General features: G+C 55.1%; 23 protein-coding genes and 1 riboswitch. Of the genes, 10 read left to right on the forward strand and 13 right to left on the reverse strand.

What is annotated here, in order from left to right:
- Positions 1-41: 41 nt before the first annotated feature.
- The 4 genes from rpsG to AMR42_RS08290 form a co-directional block, all read right to left on the reverse strand.
- Positions 42-512, reverse strand: a complete 471-nt coding sequence (gene rpsG / locus AMR42_RS08275; RefSeq protein ID WP_099532981.1) for a 30S ribosomal protein S7 — start codon at positions 510-512, stop codon at positions 42-44.
- Positions 513-791: 279 nt separating this feature from the next.
- Positions 792-1172 carry a 30S ribosomal protein S12 gene (gene rpsL, locus AMR42_RS08280; RefSeq protein WP_099532982.1) on the reverse strand — a complete coding sequence of 127 codons (381 nt, stop codon included), beginning with the start codon at positions 1170-1172 and terminating at the stop codon, positions 792-794.
- Positions 1173-1404: 232 nt separating this feature from the next.
- Positions 1405-1746, reverse strand: a complete 342-nt coding sequence (locus AMR42_RS08285; protein WP_099532983.1) for an iron-sulfur cluster assembly accessory protein — start codon at positions 1744-1746, stop codon at positions 1405-1407.
- A 220-nt stretch (positions 1747-1966) separates the two neighbouring features.
- Positions 1967-2389 carry a phosphomannose isomerase type II C-terminal cupin domain gene (locus tag AMR42_RS08290; protein WP_099532984.1) on the reverse strand — a complete coding sequence of 141 codons (423 nt, stop codon included), beginning with the start codon at positions 2387-2389 and terminating at the stop codon, positions 1967-1969.
- Between the two features lie 826 nt (positions 2390-3215).
- Between AMR42_RS08290 and atpD the strand changes: the two genes are divergently transcribed.
- The 3 genes from atpD to AMR42_RS08310 all read left to right on the forward strand — a co-directional run bounded on the left by atpD (position 3216) and on the right by AMR42_RS08310 (position 5907).
- Positions 3216-4667 carry a F0F1 ATP synthase subunit beta gene (atpD, locus tag AMR42_RS08300; RefSeq protein WP_099532986.1) on the forward strand — a complete coding sequence of 484 codons (1452 nt, stop codon included), beginning with the start codon at positions 3216-3218 and terminating at the stop codon, positions 4665-4667.
- Positions 4668-4774: 107 nt separating this feature from the next.
- Complete coding sequence (atpC, locus tag AMR42_RS08305; RefSeq protein ID WP_099532987.1) at positions 4775-5176, forward strand: ATP synthase F1 subunit epsilon; 402 nt, start codon at positions 4775-4777, stop codon at positions 5174-5176.
- Between the two features lie 344 nt (positions 5177-5520).
- Positions 5521-5907, forward strand: a complete 387-nt coding sequence (locus tag AMR42_RS08310; RefSeq protein ID WP_099533033.1) for a hypothetical protein — start codon at positions 5521-5523, stop codon at positions 5905-5907.
- A 63-nt stretch (positions 5908-5970) separates the two neighbouring features.
- On the opposite strand, the gene AMR42_RS21375 is transcribed toward AMR42_RS08310, so the two are convergent.
- A complete protein-coding gene (locus AMR42_RS21375) occupies positions 5971-6093 on the reverse strand; it encodes a hypothetical protein (RefSeq protein ID WP_255407537.1) in 123 nt (40 codons plus the stop codon).
- Positions 6094-6218: 125 nt separating this feature from the next.
- Positions 6219-6749: a peroxiredoxin gene (locus AMR42_RS08315; RefSeq protein WP_099532988.1), complete on the reverse strand. Its 531-nt coding sequence runs from the start codon at positions 6747-6749 to the stop codon at positions 6219-6221.
- Between the two features lie 295 nt (positions 6750-7044).
- Between AMR42_RS08315 and AMR42_RS08320 the strand changes: the two genes are divergently transcribed.
- The 4 genes from AMR42_RS08320 to rpsR all read left to right on the forward strand — a co-directional run bounded on the left by AMR42_RS08320 (position 7045) and on the right by rpsR (position 8909).
- Positions 7045-7467 (forward strand): biopolymer transporter ExbD, encoded by a 423-nt coding sequence (locus AMR42_RS08320; RefSeq protein ID WP_099532989.1) that lies wholly within the window; start codon positions 7045-7047, stop codon positions 7465-7467.
- Positions 7468-7641: 174 nt separating this feature from the next.
- Positions 7642-8187: an RDD family protein gene (locus AMR42_RS08325; protein WP_099532990.1), complete on the forward strand. Its 546-nt coding sequence runs from the start codon at positions 7642-7644 to the stop codon at positions 8185-8187.
- Positions 8188-8346: 159 nt separating this feature from the next.
- The gene (gene rpmG, locus AMR42_RS08330; RefSeq protein ID WP_099532991.1) at positions 8347-8541 is read left to right on the forward strand and encodes a 50S ribosomal protein L33; all 195 of its coding nucleotides are present in this window, start codon (positions 8347-8349) and stop codon (positions 8539-8541) included.
- 152 nt (positions 8542-8693) lie between these two features.
- Positions 8694-8909, forward strand: coding sequence for a 30S ribosomal protein S18 (gene rpsR / locus AMR42_RS08335; RefSeq protein ID WP_099532992.1), 216 nt, complete (start codon positions 8694-8696; stop codon positions 8907-8909).
- A 141-nt stretch (positions 8910-9050) separates the two neighbouring features.
- Here rpsR and AMR42_RS08340 read toward each other — a convergent pair whose 3' ends face one another.
- From AMR42_RS08340 to rlmN, 4 genes are all read right to left on the reverse strand, one after another.
- Entirely contained in the window at positions 9051-10178 is a 1128-nt protein-coding gene (locus tag AMR42_RS08340) for a sirohydrochlorin chelatase (protein WP_099532993.1), read from the reverse strand.
- Between the two features lie 136 nt (positions 10179-10314).
- Positions 10315-10487, reverse strand: a riboswitch (cobalamin riboswitch).
- A gap of 4 nt (positions 10488-10491) precedes the next feature.
- Complete coding sequence (locus AMR42_RS08345) at positions 10492-11190, reverse strand: Uma2 family endonuclease (RefSeq protein ID WP_234406846.1); 699 nt, start codon at positions 11188-11190, stop codon at positions 10492-10494.
- Entirely contained in the window at positions 11187-12416 is a 1230-nt protein-coding gene (rnc, locus tag AMR42_RS08350; RefSeq protein ID WP_099532994.1) for a ribonuclease III, read from the reverse strand. Before rnc ends, AMR42_RS08345 begins: the two co-directional genes overlap by 4 nt.
- Positions 12417-12474: 58 nt before the next feature.
- Positions 12475-13611 carry a 23S rRNA (adenine(2503)-C(2))-methyltransferase RlmN gene (gene rlmN, locus AMR42_RS08355; protein ID WP_099532995.1) on the reverse strand — a complete coding sequence of 379 codons (1137 nt, stop codon included), beginning with the start codon at positions 13609-13611 and terminating at the stop codon, positions 12475-12477.
- A gap of 221 nt (positions 13612-13832) precedes the next feature.
- On the opposite strand from rlmN, the gene AMR42_RS08360 reads away from it, so the two are divergent.
- The gene (locus AMR42_RS08360; RefSeq protein WP_099532996.1) at positions 13833-15923 is read left to right on the forward strand and encodes a PAS domain S-box protein; all 2091 of its coding nucleotides are present in this window, start codon (positions 13833-13835) and stop codon (positions 15921-15923) included.
- An 8-nt stretch (positions 15924-15931) separates the two neighbouring features.
- Here the strand turns inward: AMR42_RS08360 and AMR42_RS08365 are convergent, their stop codons facing one another.
- Positions 15932-16621, reverse strand: coding sequence for a phosphoribosylanthranilate isomerase (locus tag AMR42_RS08365; protein ID WP_099533035.1), 690 nt, complete (start codon positions 16619-16621; stop codon positions 15932-15934).
- 510 nt (positions 16622-17131) lie between these two features.
- Between AMR42_RS08365 and psaK the strand changes: the two genes are divergently transcribed.
- Positions 17132-17407, forward strand: a complete 276-nt coding sequence (psaK, locus tag AMR42_RS08370) for a photosystem I reaction center subunit PsaK (RefSeq protein ID WP_099533036.1) — start codon at positions 17132-17134, stop codon at positions 17405-17407.
- A gap of 108 nt (positions 17408-17515) precedes the next feature.
- On the opposite strand, the gene AMR42_RS08375 is transcribed toward psaK, so the two are convergent.
- Positions 17516-17899 carry a hypothetical protein gene (locus AMR42_RS08375; protein ID WP_143472990.1) on the reverse strand — a complete coding sequence of 128 codons (384 nt, stop codon included), beginning with the start codon at positions 17897-17899 and terminating at the stop codon, positions 17516-17518.
- Positions 17900-18029: 130 nt separating this feature from the next.
- Positions 18030-18398 (reverse strand): hypothetical protein, encoded by a 369-nt coding sequence (locus AMR42_RS08380; protein WP_143472991.1) that lies wholly within the window; start codon positions 18396-18398, stop codon positions 18030-18032.
- 317 nt (positions 18399-18715) lie between these two features.
- Between AMR42_RS08380 and ccsB the strand changes: the two genes are divergently transcribed.
- The gene (ccsB, locus tag AMR42_RS08390) at positions 18716-19726 is read left to right on the forward strand and encodes a c-type cytochrome biogenesis protein CcsB (protein ID WP_099533000.1); all 1011 of its coding nucleotides are present in this window, start codon (positions 18716-18718) and stop codon (positions 19724-19726) included.
- Positions 19727-19736 lie beyond the last annotated feature (10 nt).

Consider the following 19736-nt stretch of genomic DNA (forward strand, 5'->3'; position numbering starts at 1 on the left):
GCCGATGAATCATCGTGACAAACGCTCGAAACTCTCGAAACCTAGTAGCGATAGTGAGCAAAGGCCTTGTTCGCTTCCGCCATCCGGTGCGTTTCTTCGCGCTTGCGGATTGCGCTACCCGTTTCGTTGGCCGCATCCATCACTTCATTCGCAAAGCGGCTCACCATGCTGCGGCCGCCGCGTTGGCGAGCAAATTGGATCAACCAGCGCAGGGCCAGGGCAATGCCCCGATCGCTCCGCACTTCCATGGGCACTTGGTAAGTCGCACCACCCACCCGGCGGGCTTTCACTTCCACCAGGGGCGTTGCGTTCTTCACGGCCCGCTCGAAAACATCAAGCGGCTCCGAGCCAGTGCGCTCTTGGATCAGCTTGAAGGCATCGTAAACAATCCGGGAAGCAACCGACTTCTTACCGGATTTCATGATCCGGCGAACGGTCATGCTGACCAGGCGGCTGTTGTAAACAGGGTCAGGGGGAACAGGGCGTTTGTTGACAGTTGTGCGACGAGACATATAACAGTAGCCGTTAGGTCACAATCAGAGCGTGAACAAGCAAACTAAAACTTTGGTGTCGCAAAGTCCATGAATATCTGCCACCCAGTCAGCACTCAGTCAGGGGGCTGCATGGGTGCTTGCTGGGAGCCTGAAATGGCTAACCGCGATTTTCTAATTCCTTTGCGTACCAAGCACCCGAGCAGTCACCGGCAACTTCGTTATGAGCAATTTCAGTGGTTGAACTGACCATGTTGGAGTTGCGGTTAACAGTGCCGGCCCGGGACTACGGAACCACCATTATTTTTGGGGCTTCGGGCGCTTCGCACCGTACTTGGATCGCCCTTGCTTACGATCTTTAACGCCGGCAGTGTCAAGGGTTCCGCGAATGATGTGGTAGCGCACGCCGGGCAGGTCTTTTACCCGACCACCGCGAATCATGACCACTGAGTGTTCTTGCAGATTGTGCCCAATGCCCGGAATGTAGGCTGTCACTTCAAAGCCGGAGGTTAGGCGAACACGTGCCACCTTACGCAGGGCAGAGTTGGGCTTTTTGGGTGTGGTGGTGTACACGCGCGTGCAAACGCCGCGGCGCTGAGGACAGCTTTTGAGCGCTGGCGATTTGGTTTTGCTCTTAGCTTTGGCGCGCTCAGATCGGATGAGTTGCTGAATCGTGGGCATGGGCTTACTGCACCGGCAGATTCTAGATATTCGATGGGGTCATAAAATGTCACGGTCTATAACTATACGGATGGGCTGTTACCTTTGTCAATGAAGCGTAGCTAGGTTGACAGCTTTCTGGGAATGGCTTCCCTAGGCAGGCGTTTCGCCAGGGTTTGCCGTTTCTCGGCCGTTGCGGTGGTCATGGTTTCGAGACGATCGCCCTCAACCCTTAACCAAACACATCGATCGGCTACGATTCGCCATGGTCAAAGGAGTGCCCACAACTGCAATTGTTGCGAGCATTGGGATTTTGAAACCGGAAATTACCACCCACCAGATCTTCGGAATAGTCGATCGTCAAGCCCCGTAGGTAGGGCAAATCATGATCACGCACGATCGCCCGCCAACCATCTCCTTCAAGGGCCTGTTCATCAGGGCCGATCGCCTGGCTCGGTGGGTGGAACTGCAAGACATAGGTTAAGGAGCGACATCCTCCCGATCGCACCTCCAGCCGAAACCAGCCTTGCTCCAGTCCCCATTGTTGAGCAAGACGTTGAACCTCAGCTTGGGCCGCAGCAGACAGAACCAACATGGATAATCAACAGAATTTTTGAGAAATGGTTTAAAAAATGCGGTCAACGAAGTGTGATTTGGCTCGCCAAACGCCAAGAGCCACCCCTGAAACCCTTGCCATAGCAACAGCGTTCACGATCTTAGGCAAACCCAGGCAAACAGACTCAATGCAAAATCAGGGCAAGCCAAATCAAGACCAATCAAGCAAGACAAATCAAAATTAAATCGAAGCAATTACCCTACTTAGCAGCAGGGGTGCGGGCGTAGTCATCCTGAAAACGAACAATATCGTCTTCGCCCAAATATTCCCCATTCTGCACTTCAATCAACACCAGGGGAATAGTGCCGGGGTTCTCCAGCCGGTGGGCAGTGCATTGGGGAACGTAGGTGGATTGATTGGGCGTGAGCATGATCTCGTTATCGCCACAAACCACACGCGCCGTGCCTGAGACAACGATCCAGTGCTCACTGCGATGGTGATGCATCTGCAAGCTCAAGCGATGGCCGGGCCCCACCTCAATGCGCTTGATTTTGTAGCCGCGTCCCTCTTCTAGCACCGTAAAAGATCCCCAGGGCCGTGCTTCGGTTTGGTTCGTGCTGAGTCCGTTTTTCGGAGCAACACCGTTCTCGGTCTCGGGAGTTTGAGTTTTTGTTGCAGCCACCGTACTGTCCTCGTTGAGTGTGGGTGTTCAGTTATGGGTCATTTCTGACCGACTGTCCTTGCGCGTTTGCAAATCTTTAGCTCGTGAGCCATTCGGGGAGTCGGCCCTTACTAGGTAAAGTACCCAAGCTCAAATGGTGTTGATCTGGATGATGTTGATCTGGATGATGTTGATTTAGTGCTGATCGCTGGGCGTTGATCACGGAGCCAATCGAAGCCAATCACTGGTCATTGAGTCGATCACCAGGTTAATCGCCCATTGATTGCCCGTGGGAGCTTTCAGGAACCTCCCAGCCGATCAATCCACATCCCACATTTCGGCTGATGCAGTTCAGCTCCCTTTGCCGCTGAACCCCCTGATCATTCCTCTGTTTCGAGTATAGGCGAGGAATTTTGAGGCGAAAACAGTTTCCCTGCTCAGCACTGACCCCCTCCAAACCCGTCAGCACCCGCCCGATCGCCCCAGATTCATCCCCCAGCGGCATCGCCCTGTTGCGCCCCCCAGGAGTCGCCAATTCGCAAAACCAGAGCGTCCCGATCGCCCGATAATTTCCCAGTTCCTCGATCCCCAACCTTGGGATTCGATCGCCCCCCAGGGATTCACAGTGACCTGTGGCGCATCGGTGATAATCTGATACTTGGCAAAAATACCGATGAAGGCGCGCTGGCGTACCTTCAGTGCGGTTCGCCCCGTTAACACCGAGTTTGAAAAACCGCTCGCACCCCAATCAGCGATCGCCCGGTGCCTCCCACCACGACAGCGCGATCACTGGATTTGCGAGCAAGCCAACCCAGATCATTGAAGCGATAAACTCACAGGCTCGAGCATGGTCACCACCACTGAAAAAACCAACGTCGGCTACATCACGCAAGTCATCGGCCCCGTGATCGACGTGAAGTTCCCCGGCGGTAAATTGCCCCGCATTTACAACGCCCTCAAAGTCCAGGGAACGAACCGCGCCGGTCAAGAAGTTTCTGTGACCTGCGAAGTGCAACAGTTGCTCGGCGACCAACAAGTCCGTGCTGTGGCAATGAGCAGCACCGATGGTCTCGTGCGCGGCATGGAAGTCCAAGACACCGGTGCACCGATCAGCGTTCCCGTGGGTAAAGCCACGCTCGGCCGCATTTTCAACGTTTTGGGCGAACCCGTTGATAACCAAGGGCCCGTCGAAGCCACTGAATTTTCTCCCATCCACCGGGCAGCCCCCAAGCTGACCGAACTGGAAACCAAGCCCTCCGTGTTCGAAACCGGGATCAAGGTCGTTGACCTGCTGACCCCCTACCGTCGCGGCGGCAAAATCGGTCTGTTCGGCGGCGCTGGCGTGGGCAAGACCGTGATCATGATGGAATTGATCAACAACATTGCCACCCAGCACGGTGGGGTGTCGGTGTTTGCCGGTGTGGGCGAACGAACCCGCGAAGGGAACGACCTCTACAACGAAATGAAGGAGTCGGGCGTAATCAACGAGGAGAACCTGAAGGAGTCCAAGATTGCGCTGGTTTACGGCCAAATGAACGAGCCGCCGGGAGCACGGATGCGTGTTGGCCTGTCGGGTCTGACCATGGCTGAATACTTCCGCGACACCAACAAGCAAGACGTGCTGTTGTTTGTGGACAACATCTTCCGCTTTGTGCAAGCCGGTTCGGAAGTATCGGCGCTGCTGGGTCGGATGCCCTCCGCCGTGGGTTACCAGCCCACCCTGGGTACGGATGTGGGTGACCTGCAAGAGCGGATTACCTCGACCACCGAAGGCTCGATCACCTCGATTCAAGCTGTCTACGTGCCCGCAGATGACTTGACCGACCCCGCTCCGGCAACCACCTTTGCCCACTTGGACGGTACCACCGTGTTGTCCCGGGGCTTGGCCGCTAAGGGAATCTACCCGGCTGTGGATCCGTTGGGTTCGACCTCGACGATGCTGCAACCGGCGATCGTGGGTCGCGATCACTACGACACGGCTCGGGCGGTGCAAGCCACCCTGCAACGCTACAAGGAACTGCAAGACATCATCGCCATTTTGGGTCTGGATGAATTGTCTGAAGAAGACCGCTTGACGGTGGCCCGCGCCCGGAAGCTGGAGCGTTTCCTGTCGCAGCCGTTCTTTGTGGCGGAAGTGTTTACCGGCTCGCCTGGTAAGTACGTGACCCTGGAAGACACGATCAAGGGCTTCAAGCTGATCCTGTCGGGTGAGCTGGATAAGTATCCTGAGCAAGCCTTCTATATGGTTGGCGACATCGATGAAGCGATCGCCAAGGGCGAAAAGCTGCTGAATAGCTAGTTTTTAAATCGCGTTGCGGAATGCGGGGGCTGGGCTAACCGGTCTCCGCTGCCGCTGGTGTTGTTTGTTCACGGTGTTGCAATTCCGCTCGATCGAGCCAAGAGGTTATGAGCTTAACAGTTCGTGTTATTTCCCCAGACAAGACCGTTTGGGATAACCAGGCAGAGGAAGTGATCCTGCCGAGTACCACAGGACAGTTAGGCATCCTACCCGGCCACGCGCCGCTGCTGACGGCGTTGGGCACGGGAGTGATGCGTGTTCGGGTCAGTAAGGATTGGTTGCCGATCGCCCTGATGGGTGGCTTTGCTGAAATCGAAGATAACGAAGTGACGGTGCTGGTGAATGGAGCCGAACGGGGTGACTCGATCGACCGTTCCGCCGCCCAAGCAGAATATACCGACGCAGAAGCTCGGGTAGCTGCCGCTAACAGTCCTCAAGAGAAAATTAAGGCAACCCAAGCCCTCAAACGCGCCCGTGCTCGGGTGCAGGCGGCTGGTGGCACGGTTTAGACCGCCAACCAATTTTCATATTTTCTCGATCTCAATATCTATTTGTTGATGATCTTGATTATTCAGATCAACGATTGGATTGACTCATCCAAGGCGGGGTAGGGCTAAACCTATCCCGCTTTTCTTTATCCTGTTCCGATCTCGCTTCTATCCATCTCGCTTTTAATGAGAAGAGGCAACTTTGCTCACCGGTCGCGGGGATCCATCGGTCTTCGCGTCAGGGTTTTGGTAATCTCCTCCGAACGATCAAAATCATGCAAATTTCAGGTTTATTGCGGGCGATCGGGCAGCAACTGAGCAAACGGCTGGGACAATGCGGGGCGATCGGCCTGTTGGGCTTGTTGATGTGGCTGATGGTTCCCACTGGTGCGGCCCAAGCCCTCACCAATATCAAGCTGTCGGATTTGAACTATCGGGAATGTCCGGCTGAAGTGGCCGCTGGGGCCGTCACCTCTGGGGGCGCAACGCTGCCGGCCAAATGCTTCATCGTCTATGGCAAGGCAAACAACACCACGGGAAAAACGGTGTTTGATGCGGATATCTTTGGGCGCATCTATGACGCGACGGATAATTCCATTATGGAAAATCGCACCCGTTTGGGCGCGATCGAGCAAATTCCGCCCGGCGTGAGCGAATTTGAGTTTCGGATTTCTGTGCCCGTCAGTCAACCGGAACCACTCCAGCTCAAGCAATTTAAGGCAGCAGGGTTCACTGCTCGCGTGCGTCGTTAATGGGTCGCCAAGATGGCTACCCACCCTTGGGATGAGTCTTGGAATTAACCCAAAGATGCCTATCTAATTGCCATAACCATCCCGAGCTAACAGAAAAAACGACAGCAAAAACAGCAGCAAGAACGACAGCAAGAACGACAGCAAAAAGAGGGGCCCGTCTTTTAACTTGCCCCTCCTCGATGACATGGGTGAATTGAGCTAAGCCGCTCGATCGATCAAGCCGATCAAATCGATCCAGCTAATCCAATCAGTCGAGTCGATCAAACCAATCCAATCAGTTGAATTGATCAATTGAGTCGATCGAGCAGTTTTTATGACTGCACCGACTTCAAGTAAGCCAGCATCGTATCAGCATCAGAAACTTCAAAAGGATCGCTGGGAGCATTGTCTCCATAGCCAGGTTCAATGAACATTTTTTCGATCGCGCCGTCATTGACCACCATGGAATAGCGCCAGGAACGCATCCCAAAACCCAGATTGGACTTGTCTACCAACATGCCCATCTTGCGAGTAAATTCCCCATTGCCATCGGGCAGCAAGAAGACATTCTGGGCGTTTTGTTGTTTGCCCCATTGAAACATCACAAAGGCATCATTCACCGACAAACAAACCACCGCATCCACGCCTAGGCTCTTAATTTCTTCATAGAGTTCTTCGTAGCGCGGCAGATGGCTGGTGGAACAGGTGGGCGTGAAAGCACCCGGCAGCGAAAACAACACAACGCGCTTGCCACCGAAGAGGTCTTGGGTGCTGAGATCTTGCCAACGGAAGGGGTTAGGGCCCGGCACGGACTCATCGCGGACGCGGGTTTTGAACACAACATCGGGGACACGATCGAGCATGGTGGTGACTTCCTTATGGGTGAGGTGGAATCTTGCCTAAACTCATAATGATTATGACTTACAAGAAATGATTTGACAAGGGAAGAATTTGACAAGCGATCGTTCTTGGTCGGAGATCGATGCGCCCACAACCGAATCTAAGGAGGGGGAGTCGCTAAAATCAACGCAGTGCAATCATTAATTTCAACTGATTTAACTGTTGCGAGCGTGGGCACTCCCAGCATGGGTACTCCCAGCGTGGGCGAACAGATCGGGACTAAATTTCGTTGCAGTTATTGAAATTGGGGCACAGATGATGAATTTTCTAGATTCGGATGATGATCCGCCCCTCCAAATTAACGTCACGCCCATGGTGGACGTGATTTTTGCGATTCTGGCGTTTTTTGTGGTGGCTACGGCTTTCTTGACCCGATCGCGGGGTTTGCCGGTGAACTTGCCCAGCGCCGCCACAGGCCAAGCCCAAACCCAGTCAATGCCAGTAGTGACGGTGGATGCGGCGGGAAATTTGGCAGTCGATCGACAGCCGATCCCGATCGAGCAATTACCCACCCTGGTGCAGGCAAAGTTGGGGCCCCGCAACCCAGATCAACCCATGCGCACCGTAGCTATTGAGGCCGATCGAGCCGTGAGCCACGGGCGAGTGGTGGAAGTGATGGATCGGTTGCGCCAAATCCCCAACCTGCAATTGGCGATCGCGACGCGATCGGGCAACCCCTAACCCCAAGATTTTGAGCCATGACAATCCCAGCCATGACAATCCCAGCTATGGCATTTCGAGCCATGGCATTAATGGCATTATTTGGGGAGAATCGCAGCAGACCACTGTGCTGATTCTGATGTGCTGATTCTGATTAGATCTCCCCCTCCTCCTCATCGTTTAGGCTCACCTGCCATGCGCGATCGCCTTGAACCTGCTCCTTACCTTCCCCGTGTGCCCCTGTGGCGGCGTGGTGTGGCCACGGCGATCGATGCGGTCATTGCGGGACTGTTCAGCAGCCTGTTGGGGGCCGGGTTTGAACTGCCGGTTTTTGTGATCCTGTGGCTCCTGGTGCGGGTGGTGATGGTAGCCAATAATCGCGGCCAAAGCATTGGGCGATTGGCCATGGATATCAAACTGGTGAACCCCCGCACCCGCCGCCTGCCAACGATGGTGGAGCTGACCCAACGGGAGGGCATTGTGGGCATTGAAGCTTGGTTGGCCTTGCAGGGATTGTCCCTGTTGTCACAGGTAAACCCGGTGGCGCTGCTTTGCTTGGCTCCGGCAATTGTCGATGGCATTGTGACGGCTACGGATGAAAGCCGCCAACAACAGTCCTTTCACGATCGCCTGATTGGGTCGATTGTGGTGCAAACTTCTCGGGGGTTTTCCCTAGATTTGAAGGTGCAACGGTGGTATCGTCTCCTGCGCGATCGAACTGAGCGTTTTATGCGAAGATAGAGTGCTGCAAAACTGCCCGAATCCGTTTGCGGACAAAATCAGCAGTTCTGCTCGATCGGCGATCGCCCCCCGCCTGTTTTGCCCAGTGCCAATGCGGCGGCGCACGATCGTCCAATCGCAAACCCTTTGCACCGATCGAACCATTAGGAGTTTCCCACCGTGGCTAAAGGTAAAGACGTACGGCTCGTGATCACCCTGGAGTGCACCGAGTGCCGCACCAACACCGACAAGCGCTCGCCCGGCGTGTCGCGCTACACCACCCAAAAGAACCGCCGCAACACCACCGCGCGCTTGGAACTGAAAAAGTTCTGCCCCCACTGCAACAAGCACACGGTGCACCGCGAAATTAAGTAATTTTTCGCCCATAACCCAGTCCTTGCCCGGAGCGCTCGATCGCCCCGGTTGCGGATTGTGCAGTCTCGTTATACGAACTCGGTGCGATCGGCTGTTTCCAAGCCGAGCCGCCCGCTTTTCCTGAATCACCCCTGAATCCTTAGCGAATCACCATGGCTTACTATCGTCGTCGCGTTTCTCCCCTCAAACCCGAAGAGCCGATCGACTACAAAGACGTTGATCTGCTGCGTCGCTTCATCACCGAGCGCGGCAAAATCCTGCCCCGTCGTGTAACTGGTCTGACGGCCAAGCAACAACGCGATTTGGCTGTGGCCATCAAGCGCGCCCGCATCCTGGCCCTACTGCCATTCATCAACAAAGAAGCCTAGATCTCCGTTTGGCATTTGGTTTTTAAGCCTTTGGGTTTTTCTAAACCTTTTGCCTAGAAACGCTGTATTTAAGGTGTTTAAAAGGGGCGATCGACTAGTTCGATCGCCCCTTTGCCGTATCCAAAATCCGTGAACCCAACCCTAGGGCACACGCCAAGCCTTTTCGTGGTAGTCGTTCTGGGTGGCGTAGGGGTCGGGTGCATCGTGACTGTGCCCATGGCCGTGATCATGACTATGACCGTGACTATGCCCATGGCTGTGGCCGTGATCATGACTATGCCCATGGCTGTGAGCATGATGCCCGTGATCGTGACTATGGCCGTGGCCGTGATCGTGGTGATGATGGCCGCTCGCCATCGCGTCCGGGGCGATCGCCTCGCCATCATCCTGACCCAAGCCCAACAGATTGCGGCTGACGGCCCGGCGGAACTTGCATAGCTCGCAGTTCATGGCCACCTGACCGGCGATCGCCTCCTGTTCCCGCTCCTTCACCAGCTCAAACAAGACGGGATCTAAGCCAATTTCCGGCAGGGATTGGATTTGCACATCGGGGCGATCGAGTCGCGCTTGGTCAGAATAGCCATGAATCCGCTTCATCAGTGCCCCCGTGAACAGGAAGTGCGGCAACACCACCACCCGTTTGGGGTTCCAAGTCCAAGCCCGTTCCCAACCCGCATCCAAACGCGGATGCGTGATGCCACTAAAACACAGCTCCAATCCCTTGAAGCCGCTGCCTTCCCAGAGCACCCGCGCCAACTTATAAGCATCGCCATTGGCATCGGGATCCGAAGCGCCACGACCCACGAACAGCAACACTGATTCATCACGGGGGATTTCACTTTGCTGATCGAGTTCCTCCAAGCGTGATCGCCACAATTCCACCAGGCGATCGGCCACGCCAAAATGGCGACCATAGTGGAACTTCAGCCCCGGATGGCGGGCCCGGGCGCGATCGAGTTCATTGGTCACATCAAACTTGTTGTGCCGCGCCGCAAACAGCAACACCGGCAGAGCGGTCATTTCTTGGTAGCCCATGGCCACCATTCGATCGACCCCTTCTTGAATCGACGGTTCCGTCAACTCCAAAAAACAAGGAACGACGGGCCGCGAGGTGTCATAGGCCGCAAAGGCTTCCACAAACTCCATGAAGGTGCGGCGGCCATCGTCGTCGCGCGTGCCGTGACCAATCAACAGCAGCGGAAACTTGTCAGGGGTAGACGGGGCGATCGCTTCAACGGACTCAGCGGACTTAACAGACACATTCAGCATGGATTTCAGTTCGCGCCCCGGTGCATCGCCGAGGGTCTAAGGGAATGGGTGATTTGAACTGACGGGGCGATCAGTTTCCGCGTTTTTAATGGCTCACAGCCGATCGAATGCCACTCGAACAGGACAGGGAAGCAGCGCGATCGCCCCAGCAGATTGGAGGCATTCCGACTCATGGTTTGCTCAGGGCTGGCTAAGCATATTTGTTGGCACAGCCCCACCAATCACGGCTGCGGCACAGTCGCGGAATTTCACCGCCATTTCCCACCAAGCTGCCGAAATACCTTAGCACCTTGCCCGGTCTGGTACATTGCCCCTACTGGGGATCGAGGCTGGTGGGGTTGGTGGAATTTGCCGCGATCGCCTGTTGAAATTCTTGCAGTAACCAGCGGGTGACTTGCCCGTGATTGGTGGTGCGGCTGCGATGAAAAGCCTCTTGCAACAGCGTCAAATCCAAACCGGGCAACACGCGCGATCGAGTAATGCGTTCACTTCCCTTTCCGATCATGCTGAAGGCCAACAGCCGCACGTTTTGCACGTCCACCACCCAATATTCTTGAACGCCGATTTCTTCATAAATCAGCCGTTTTTCGCCCAAATCATCCCCCAAGGAGCTGTAGGCCACTTCGATCGCCAAATCTGGAGCGGGATAGCGATCTAAATCGACAATTGTTTCATCCCAAGGAATCAAATTAGCCCGATCGCCCACATGAAACGAGGCATCGGGCTGCACTTCCAATTCGCCCGATCGGCGATAGGTGCAATTGTCGTGGCCATCCAAATCCAGACCCAGCAAACTGCTGTAGAGGGCGATCGCCGCCAACAGAATGTAGTGATCCCGAGCGTGGGGATTCCCGATCGCCGCCATCTCCAATAACATCCTGCCTTGGTAGTAATAGCCTTTGGGCGATCGACTGGATTCTTGCTCGGCCAGGGCGATCGTGGCCAGGTAAGTTTCCCAGCTTGTCGGTTGCCAATGGGCGATCGGCTCAGTATTTGGAACGATGGCAATCACGGGCGATCGACCTCAAACCCTTCCGCTTTCAGCATAGCTAAAGTTGCGATTGCCGCTTGGGTTTCTGCCGCTTTGATCGTGTCACCAATGCCTTGACCGTAGGGGAAATGAGCAATCTGGACGAGCACTGTCCAGGGTGGGCCTTGTGGAGATCGACAATAGACTAACTCATCAACCGAACCAAATATTGCTGAATTTCCTGGCTGTTGTAGAAATTCCTGAAGAGCATTTTTAGGATGTCGGGCTGTTGCGCCTTCGTAACCCAGTTTATCGATCACTTGATCAAGCTTTGGCCAGAAGAATGCCTGAACTGCTGCCAAACCAGAATCAAGATAGTAGGCTCCAATCAATGCTTCAAAGGCATTAGCAAGAACTGAGTTCTTTTGACTGATCTTCTGATCACGCTTAAGCCCATTTCCTAGCCTCAGACAATCACTCAAATTAAGCTGACTGGCAAAGAACTCAAGTTGTGTATTCTCTACAATTCGAGACTTGATCTGAGTTAGTTCCCCTTCAGTGAGGTATGGGTGTTTATTGTGGATATACTCAGCCACCACCAACCCCAAAACGGAATCGCCTAAAAACTCCAGCCGTTCATTGTCATCACCACTGCTTGGGTGTTCATTCTTATAAGACCTATGGGTTAAAGCCTGTTTCAGGAGGCTGAGATTCTGGAACGGAATTTGAGAAATGAGGCGATCGCACTGCTCTTGAAACTGTCGGTCTGCTTGCGTGTTAGAGTTGCGTCCCCATTGCTGCGCTTGGTTTTGATGACTCAAGGCTAGCAATGCTTCATTTTGCTGGGTTACTACCTCTTCCAATAGAGGCGAGCCGATAGCCTGTAGTAACCGACGAATGCTATCGAGCGATCGATAAACATCTGCGGTGGGAAATTCCGATTCATGGGCCCACTGGTTACGAATTTCCTGAAGTTCATTCACTAGAACTTTGTCGCTTTTGCTTAATCGGTCTTTAAAGACCTTGGTGTAATTTTTATCTAGAATTGTTAGTAAATTAGCTACATCTTCACTGATGATTTTGATAGGAGAATAGTTTTTTAGAATTGGTTGGGCTGTTCGCTGCTTAGGCAAAGACTGTAGAGAATTTTTGGCCCAATCATCACCATACCCTGCCTGCATGGCCTCTTGAATGAAAGGAAACAATCCCTGGCGCAGAAGTTCTAGACCACGGGTGATCGTTTCCTTTCCCCAGTTTTGGTTTGACATGATGTGAATTCACAATGACTAGTTTCATGGTAGTCAGCAATTCACATTTCGTGGGAACCTAGCGGCGACGATCGCCCCCAAAGCGGCCGATTTTGCCGGTGGTTTTGCCCAGGTTGGCACGGAGTTGGCCACAGGCTGCGTCCGATTCCAGGCCCCGGGTGCGGCGAACACTGACGGCGACGCGGCGATCGTCCAGGGTTTGCATGAAGTCCCGCACGCGCATCGGGTCGGGGCGCTGGTAGTCCACCTCCGCGATCGGGTTGTAGGGAATTAGGTTGACGTGGGCTTGGAACCCGCGCAACAACTCCGCTAACTCGGCGGCACAGTCGCGGCTGTCATTGACCCCCGCTAACAGGATGTATTCAAAAGTGACGCGGCGGCCGGTTTCGGCGGCGTAGTCGCGGCAGTCTTCGATCAACTCTTCGATCGGGTATTGGGCGGCGCTGGGGACGATCGATTCACGAATTTCTTGGTTGGGTGCGTGGAGGCTGACGGCCAGGGTGGCTTGCAACCGTTCGTTGGCGAGCTGCCGAATCCGGCCGGGAATGCCCACGGTGGAAATGGTGATGTAGCGCTTGCCGATGCCAATGTCTTGGTTGAGCGATCGCGTTGCACTCAGCACAGCGGCGGGGTTATGCAGCGGTTCACCCATGCCCATGAACACCACATTGCTGACCCGGCGATCGAAGTCTTCTTGGACGGTCAGCACCTGATCCAGAATTTCCGATCGCGACAGGTTCCGCACAAAGCCGCCCTTGCCCGTGGCGCAAAAATCGCAAGCCATGGCGCAGCCCACTTGGGACGAGACGCAAACCGTCAGCCGATCGCGCGTGGGAATGCCCACGGTTTCCACGATTTGCCCGTCGGTCATTTTCAGCAGGAATTTCACGGTTCCGTCATGGCTTTCGGAGCGGTGGTGCAGCTCCGATCGCCCGATCGGGATGTCGGCGGCCGCTTCTCGCCAGTTTTTGGGGAAGACGGTGATATCCATCAGCGATCGCGCCCCTCGCTCATAGATCCATTGGTGCAGTTGCTTGGCGCGGTAGGCGGGCTGGCCTTGGTCTTTGACCCATTGGGTCAGCTCGGCGAGGGAGCCGCCCAACAGCGGGGGTAGGGGCTGGCGATCGGGGCGGGACTGCAAAATCTGCGAATCGGTTTGGGCGGCGGTGTTCAGGGCGATCGGGGCGGGAGCCATGGTCAAGTCTCAGGACAAAGGGCCGAACAAACTCCCATGCGCCGTCGCCACTGGCCAAGCGGGCGATCGGGCGTGGGGGTTTGGAAATTGGGCGGATCAACGGCGGGCGATCGTGAAGCGATTCAGTAGCCGATTAGGGGTCGATCGAAGCCTGTATTAGCTTAGATCGTAGCGACTCTGATCGATGATTGCCCCGTTGTTTGTTTCTTCCCCGTCTCTCCATGACCCTCGAAGCCGAAAACGCCCGCCTCCAGCAGCGCGTGCATGAGCTGGAACAACAACTGGCCCAATGGCGCGATCGCCCAACCGCCGGGCCGCCGCCCAAGCCCTACGGCATCAACTTGGATCGGACGCGGGAACCCACAGAAGTGGATCCCTTTAACTCCGAGGGGCTGTTTCGGGCCTATGTGGAAACCGCCAATGACATGGTGTATGCGGTGGATCTGCTGGGGCGACTGGTGTTTATTAATCCCTACGGAGAGCGGCTGTTGGGGATTGAACCGGGCGAATGGCGCGGCCGCCCCTACATGGACTTTGTGGCTCCGGCTTTTCAGGAACCCACGGGCCAGGCCTTTGCCAACCTGTTGCACACGGGCGAGCTGATGGATTTTGAGTTTGCGCTGCTCGATCGCGCCGGTCGAGAAATTCACATGCAGGTGAATGGGCGTTTGCTCTATGCGGGGGGAGAGTTGATTGGTGGCTTGGGCATTGCGCGGGACATCACCGATCGCAAGCAGGCAGAACAGCAGGTGCAGATGTTTGTGCGGGCCCTGGAATCAACCCACGACAGCACCGCGATCGCGGACTTGCAGGGGGGCTTAATCTATGCGAACCCGGCGACTGATCGGGTTTTTGGTTGGATCACGGGGCCCAACCGCCCCCAAAATGCAGCAGCTTTTTATCCAGAAGCGGGCACAAAACAAGTGCATTGGCTGGTGCAGCAGGCGATCGACGGCGGTTGGAGCGGGGAAGTCATTTGCCAGCGCCAAGGGGGCGATCGGTTCCCTGCGTTGGTCTCGGTGGGGCCCGTGCCCGACGAGCAGGGCCGTCCCGTGGCCTTTTCGATCGTTACCCGCGACATCAGTGATCAAAAGCAAACCCAAGCGGAGTTGGCGGCCAAAAACTTGGAGTTGGAGCGGGCCAGCCAATTGAAATCCGCCTTTTTGGCCAACATGTCCCATGAGTTGCGCACACCGCTGACGGCTATTTTGGGCTTTTCTTCCCTGCTGAAGCAGCAGCTCTATGGGCCCCTGAACGAAAAACAGATGGTTTATATCGAGCAAATTCGCAAGAGTGGTGATCACCTGCTCAGTTTGATTAATGACGTGTTGGATCTGTCCAAAATTGAGGCGGGCCAAATTGAGCTGGCGATCGAGGCGATCGATGTGCCCACCCTCTGCGATTCGGCGTTGGCCCTGGTCAGTCAACAGGCGGCCGATCGGGATATTCGGATCCGCAAGCGAATTCCCAAACGCTTGCAACCTCTGATGGCCGACGAGGTGCGTGTGCGCCAAATGCTGTTGAACCTGCTTAGTAATGCGGTCAAGTTTTCCCATGAGGGAGGCGAAATTGGCCTTGAGGCGATCGAGCGAGGCGGCTACGTGCATTTTTGCGTGTGGGATCACGGGATCGGAATTCCCGAAGAAGCCCGCGCCGTCATGTTCCAGCCCTTTCATCAACTGGATAATTCCCTCTCCCGTCGGCACCAGGGTACGGGGTTGGGCCTGTCCCTCACCCGACAGTTAGCGGAATTACACGGCGGCTCCGTGGACTTTGAATCCAAGCTGGGCCAAGGCAGCACCTTCACGATTCGGTTGCCCTTAACCTTTGTGCCTCCTGGTCGATCGCCCGCGCCGGCCATTCAACCCGGCGCATCGGCGGCGCGCGTGATGGCGGCGGAACAGGCCCGGCCACCGCAAATTTTGGTTGTTGAAGACGATTCAACCAATGCCAAGTTGCTGCAAGACCTGTTGAGCAGTTGGGGTTGTGGCGTGGCGATCGCCCCAGACGGTTGGCGGGCGATCGATTGGCTAGACAGTCACCCGGTGGATTTGGTGTTGCTGGATATTCAACTGCCGGACATGGACGGGCTGGCGGTCTTGCAGCAAATCCGTAGTGATGAACGTTGGCAGGATTTACCCGTGGTGGCGGCCACGGCCCTGGCCATGGAGCACGATCGTCAGCGCTGTTTAGCCGCCGGGATGCAGGGCTATCTCAGCAAGCCGCTGGATCATCAAGCCTTGCGGGCGATCGTGGCCGAGTTCACCGGCTATCATCCCGTTGGCCCAGCCAGTGACGACGGTAGCGATTAGCCCAGCCCTTAAGACTCCAAGGGGCGATCAGTGACCGGCGCGGCCAAGGGCAACCGTTGGCGCAACACCCGAAACAACCGAGCCACCTGCTCCAGGTCTTTATCAGCGGGCCCCCGCTCCACCCCGCTCGACAGATCAATCCCGATCGGGGCAGCCATGGCCAGGGTGTCGATCGCTTGGAGTACGTTATCGGGGGTAATGCCACCCGCCAAAAACCAAGGCCGGGGCGATCGCCAAGCTTGTAACCGCTGCCAATCGAGGGTGTGGCCCGTGCCGCCCAAGGCCTCAGGCCGGTAAGCATCCAACAACAGAGCATCCACCGCCGTTGTGTAGGCTTCTGCTAAATCAAGGGTTTCCGCCGATCGCACCCGCAGCGCTTTCCAAAGGGTTTGATGGGGCAAGCGCGATCGCACCGCTGCGCAAAACTCAGGGGACTCATCCCCATGCAGTTGCACGATCGTCAGGTTGCCTGTGGTCACGGTTTCGGCAATCGTGTCCAAATCCGTGTTCGCGAAGATGCCCACCCGCTCCACTGCACAGCCCGCCGCCGCCAGCCGATCGCTTACCAAGCGCATTTGCGCCGGACTGACATAGCGCGGCGAAGCGGGCACAGCAATCAACCCGATCGCCCAAGCGCCTAAACGGGCGATCGCCACCGCTTGGTCAGGATCCTTCAGTCCGCAAATTTTGACGAGCATCAGCAAAAATTCCGAAAAATTCCAAGCCTGAGCGTTGTAATCGGGCTTTGTTGTCCAAAAACCCTAAGGTTGGCAATGTTGAGTACTGTTAAAGTCTACCGAAACTTCTGTTAAGTCTTAATAACAGGGCTGTCTACCCCTGAGATCGGGTTTCTATAATTTGGCCGGTTTCCGCTGCGGGGAGTCAGCAGGCTGCAATGGTTCAGTCATGGCAATTTGAGTTAGTCATAAGCTATCCATGAGCCGTCAATGACCGATCAAAATGACCGATCAATGGGTCATAAATTTGAGTCATAAATTTGGGTCATGAATTTGCACCAATTATTGGCCCCATTTTCGATCCAACCAGCAGTTCCCAGCAGCCCGATTCCTTCACAACTTGTTTACAATATCAATTTCCATTGGATTTTTAACGCTTTGCTCTTGGGCAATTTCTGTTAATTATCCTCAACAATTGATGGCTTTAGCAATTGATGGCTTTAGCATTCTGAATCCTTGGAGGAACGACCCTTGTTTAATCTATTCACGATTCAAAATCTTTTGGCCACCGCCACCACCACGGAATGGTCACCCAATGTGGGGATCATCATGATTACTTGCAATGTGTTTGCGATCGTGATTGGTTACTACGCAATTCAAAAACGCGGCGTTGGCCCCACTTTGCCCTTGCCTTTGCCTGCCATTTTCACCGGGTTTGGGATTCCGGAATTGTTGGCAACCGCGAGCTTTGGTCACCTGTTGGGAGCAGGGATGATTTTGGGTTTGGCTAACGCTGGTTTGCTGTAGGGTTTAGCTGCTCAACTTCGGCTTTAAAACCGCACGTTAGCATCACGCAAAAATTTCCACCCAATTTTCAGAACAAGGGGTTTAAAACCAAGATCTTAAGCCCCTTGTTTATCGACTAGATCGCCTGAGCGTACTAATTGATAGCACTAACAGAAAACCGTAAATTACCAGAAGGGGCAAAAAGGATTGCTCGATCGCACTCCAATGGGGCGGTTGATTTTGAGAACTGATTTCGCCTAAATTTCCCCACCAAACCTGAGCCAGGCTATAGCATTGATTGCCTTGCTTGAAACCATAGCAATTCCCCGGACTCACGATAATTGCCAAAATTTGGCTAACCAGAACCAAGACTAAAAATAACGGCTTGACTTGCAACCGATATCCACGATATCGACTGGTTAGGGTTGCCAGCCACAGAATTAAAAATCCATAGAATGGCAAGAGAAAAAATAGATAAACAATCCAAGCCAGCATGGTAAACGAGCTACCCATGAACAGGACAGTGCTCAAGAGTAAATAGCCCAGAAAACAGAACCAGAATTGCCGAAGCGAGAGCCAGGGCAGAGAAGGCGGAAAGGACATTCTAGTTACGAAGTTTTACTGAATTAGTCCCTGGCGGCCATCAGAAATTCTCATCCGTTTCGTCCGCCTCCAGATCAATAATCCAATCCTGAACGAGTTGGGCAAATTCCTCGATCGACAGGGTGCAACTTGGCGATTCGTCATCCACCGTGTCTTCAATCGTGGCGCGATCGCCCGACAGATTCAAACAATAGGCATTACCCAACCGCTCCCAACCGTCTAGTTCCCCCGTTCGCACCGCTTCTAGCTTTTCGAGCAATTCTGTCGCCGCTGCTTTCACCCGCTGAATATCCAGGGTTAAAAACGCGATCGCCCGCTTTTGGGCGGTCTGTTGCGCTTGGGGGGGCTGGGGTGGTTCCGGTTCGGACATGTTAGACGGCTCGGGGCGATCGGGAAAAAAGGGGTTCATGGGTCGGAATGGCCTGACTGGTTGGGCGATTGGGAACAGCAATCAGGGGCTTGTTTGTTAGTTTACCGGCCCCGATCGGCCGGGCCCCAAGATCCAGTTCGGCGGCGCAAACGGTGATTGCCCCCCAAGACCAGACTTTCTGGCTCCCTAGTTCTCTAAAATCGATAGAGAAGAAAACACCGCGATCGAATCGTTTCCCCAACCCAACATCCCGCCACGGTCAACCGCCGTCGCTGCCGAAACTTGCACGGAATCGATCGGGAGTTGATAGGGTGGATGATTGGGATTACTAGGGGCTTTTAAACCCGCCGTAAGCTATGGATTTGGTTGTACTGCAAACCTGGTTAGATAACGCATCGTTTGGCATCCTGCTGGTGACGATGCTGCTGTATTGGGTGGGGGCGGCGTTTCCCCAATGGATCCTGTTGGGATCCTTGGGCACGGCTGGCATGGCGATCGCCAACCTCTGCATGGCGGCATTATTGGGCGCACGATGGATTGAGGCGGGCTATTTCCCCCTCAGCAATTTATATGAATCGCTGTTTTTCCTCGCTTGGGGAATCACGGCTGTCCATTTGTTGACCGAACGCAACAGCCGCAGCCGCTGGGTTGGAATTGTCACGGCTCCCGTGGCTATGGGGATTACGGCCTTTGCGGCCCTGTCCCTCCCGGACAGTATGCAGGCCGCCGAGCCGTTGGTTCCGGCCCTGAAGTCCAACTGGCTGATGATGCATGTGAGCGTGATGATGCTCAGCTATTCGGCCCTGATGGTGGGGTCGTTGCTGGCGATCGCCTTTTTGATTGTGACGAAGGGGCAGAATGTGACCCTGCGCGGTAGCTCCGTGGGCACGGGCAGTTTTCGGGATAAGGTGGCGCGGCTGGCGGTCAGCACGGCGGCCGTTGAAGCGCCGGCCGCCCTGTCGATCGGGGGGGAAGCCAGCGGGGTTGCCCTGCTCGATCGCCCCGCCACTGACAGCACCACCGCCCTGAACCTGTCGCCCCAACGGTTGACCCTGGCGGACACCCTGGATAACATCAGCTACCGGACGATCGGGCTGGGCTTTCCCCTGCTCACCATTGGCATCATTGCCGGTGGCGTGTGGGCCAACGAAGCTTGGGGATCCTACTGGAGCTGGGATCCTAAAGAAACCTGGGCTTTCATCACCTGGTTGGTGTTCGCTGCCTATCTCCACGCCCGCTTAACCAAAGGCTGGCAAGGCCGCAAACCGGCGATCCTGGCCGCCTTGGGCTTTGTGGTGGTTTGGGTTTGCTATTTGGGCGTGAACCTGCTGGGCAAGGGCCTGCATTCCTACGGCTGGTTTTTTTAAGGGTTAATCA

It is taken from the genome of Limnothrix sp. PR1529 (assembly GCF_002742025.1).
Lineage (GTDB): Bacteria > Cyanobacteriota > Cyanobacteriia > CACIAM-69d > CACIAM-69d > CACIAM-69d.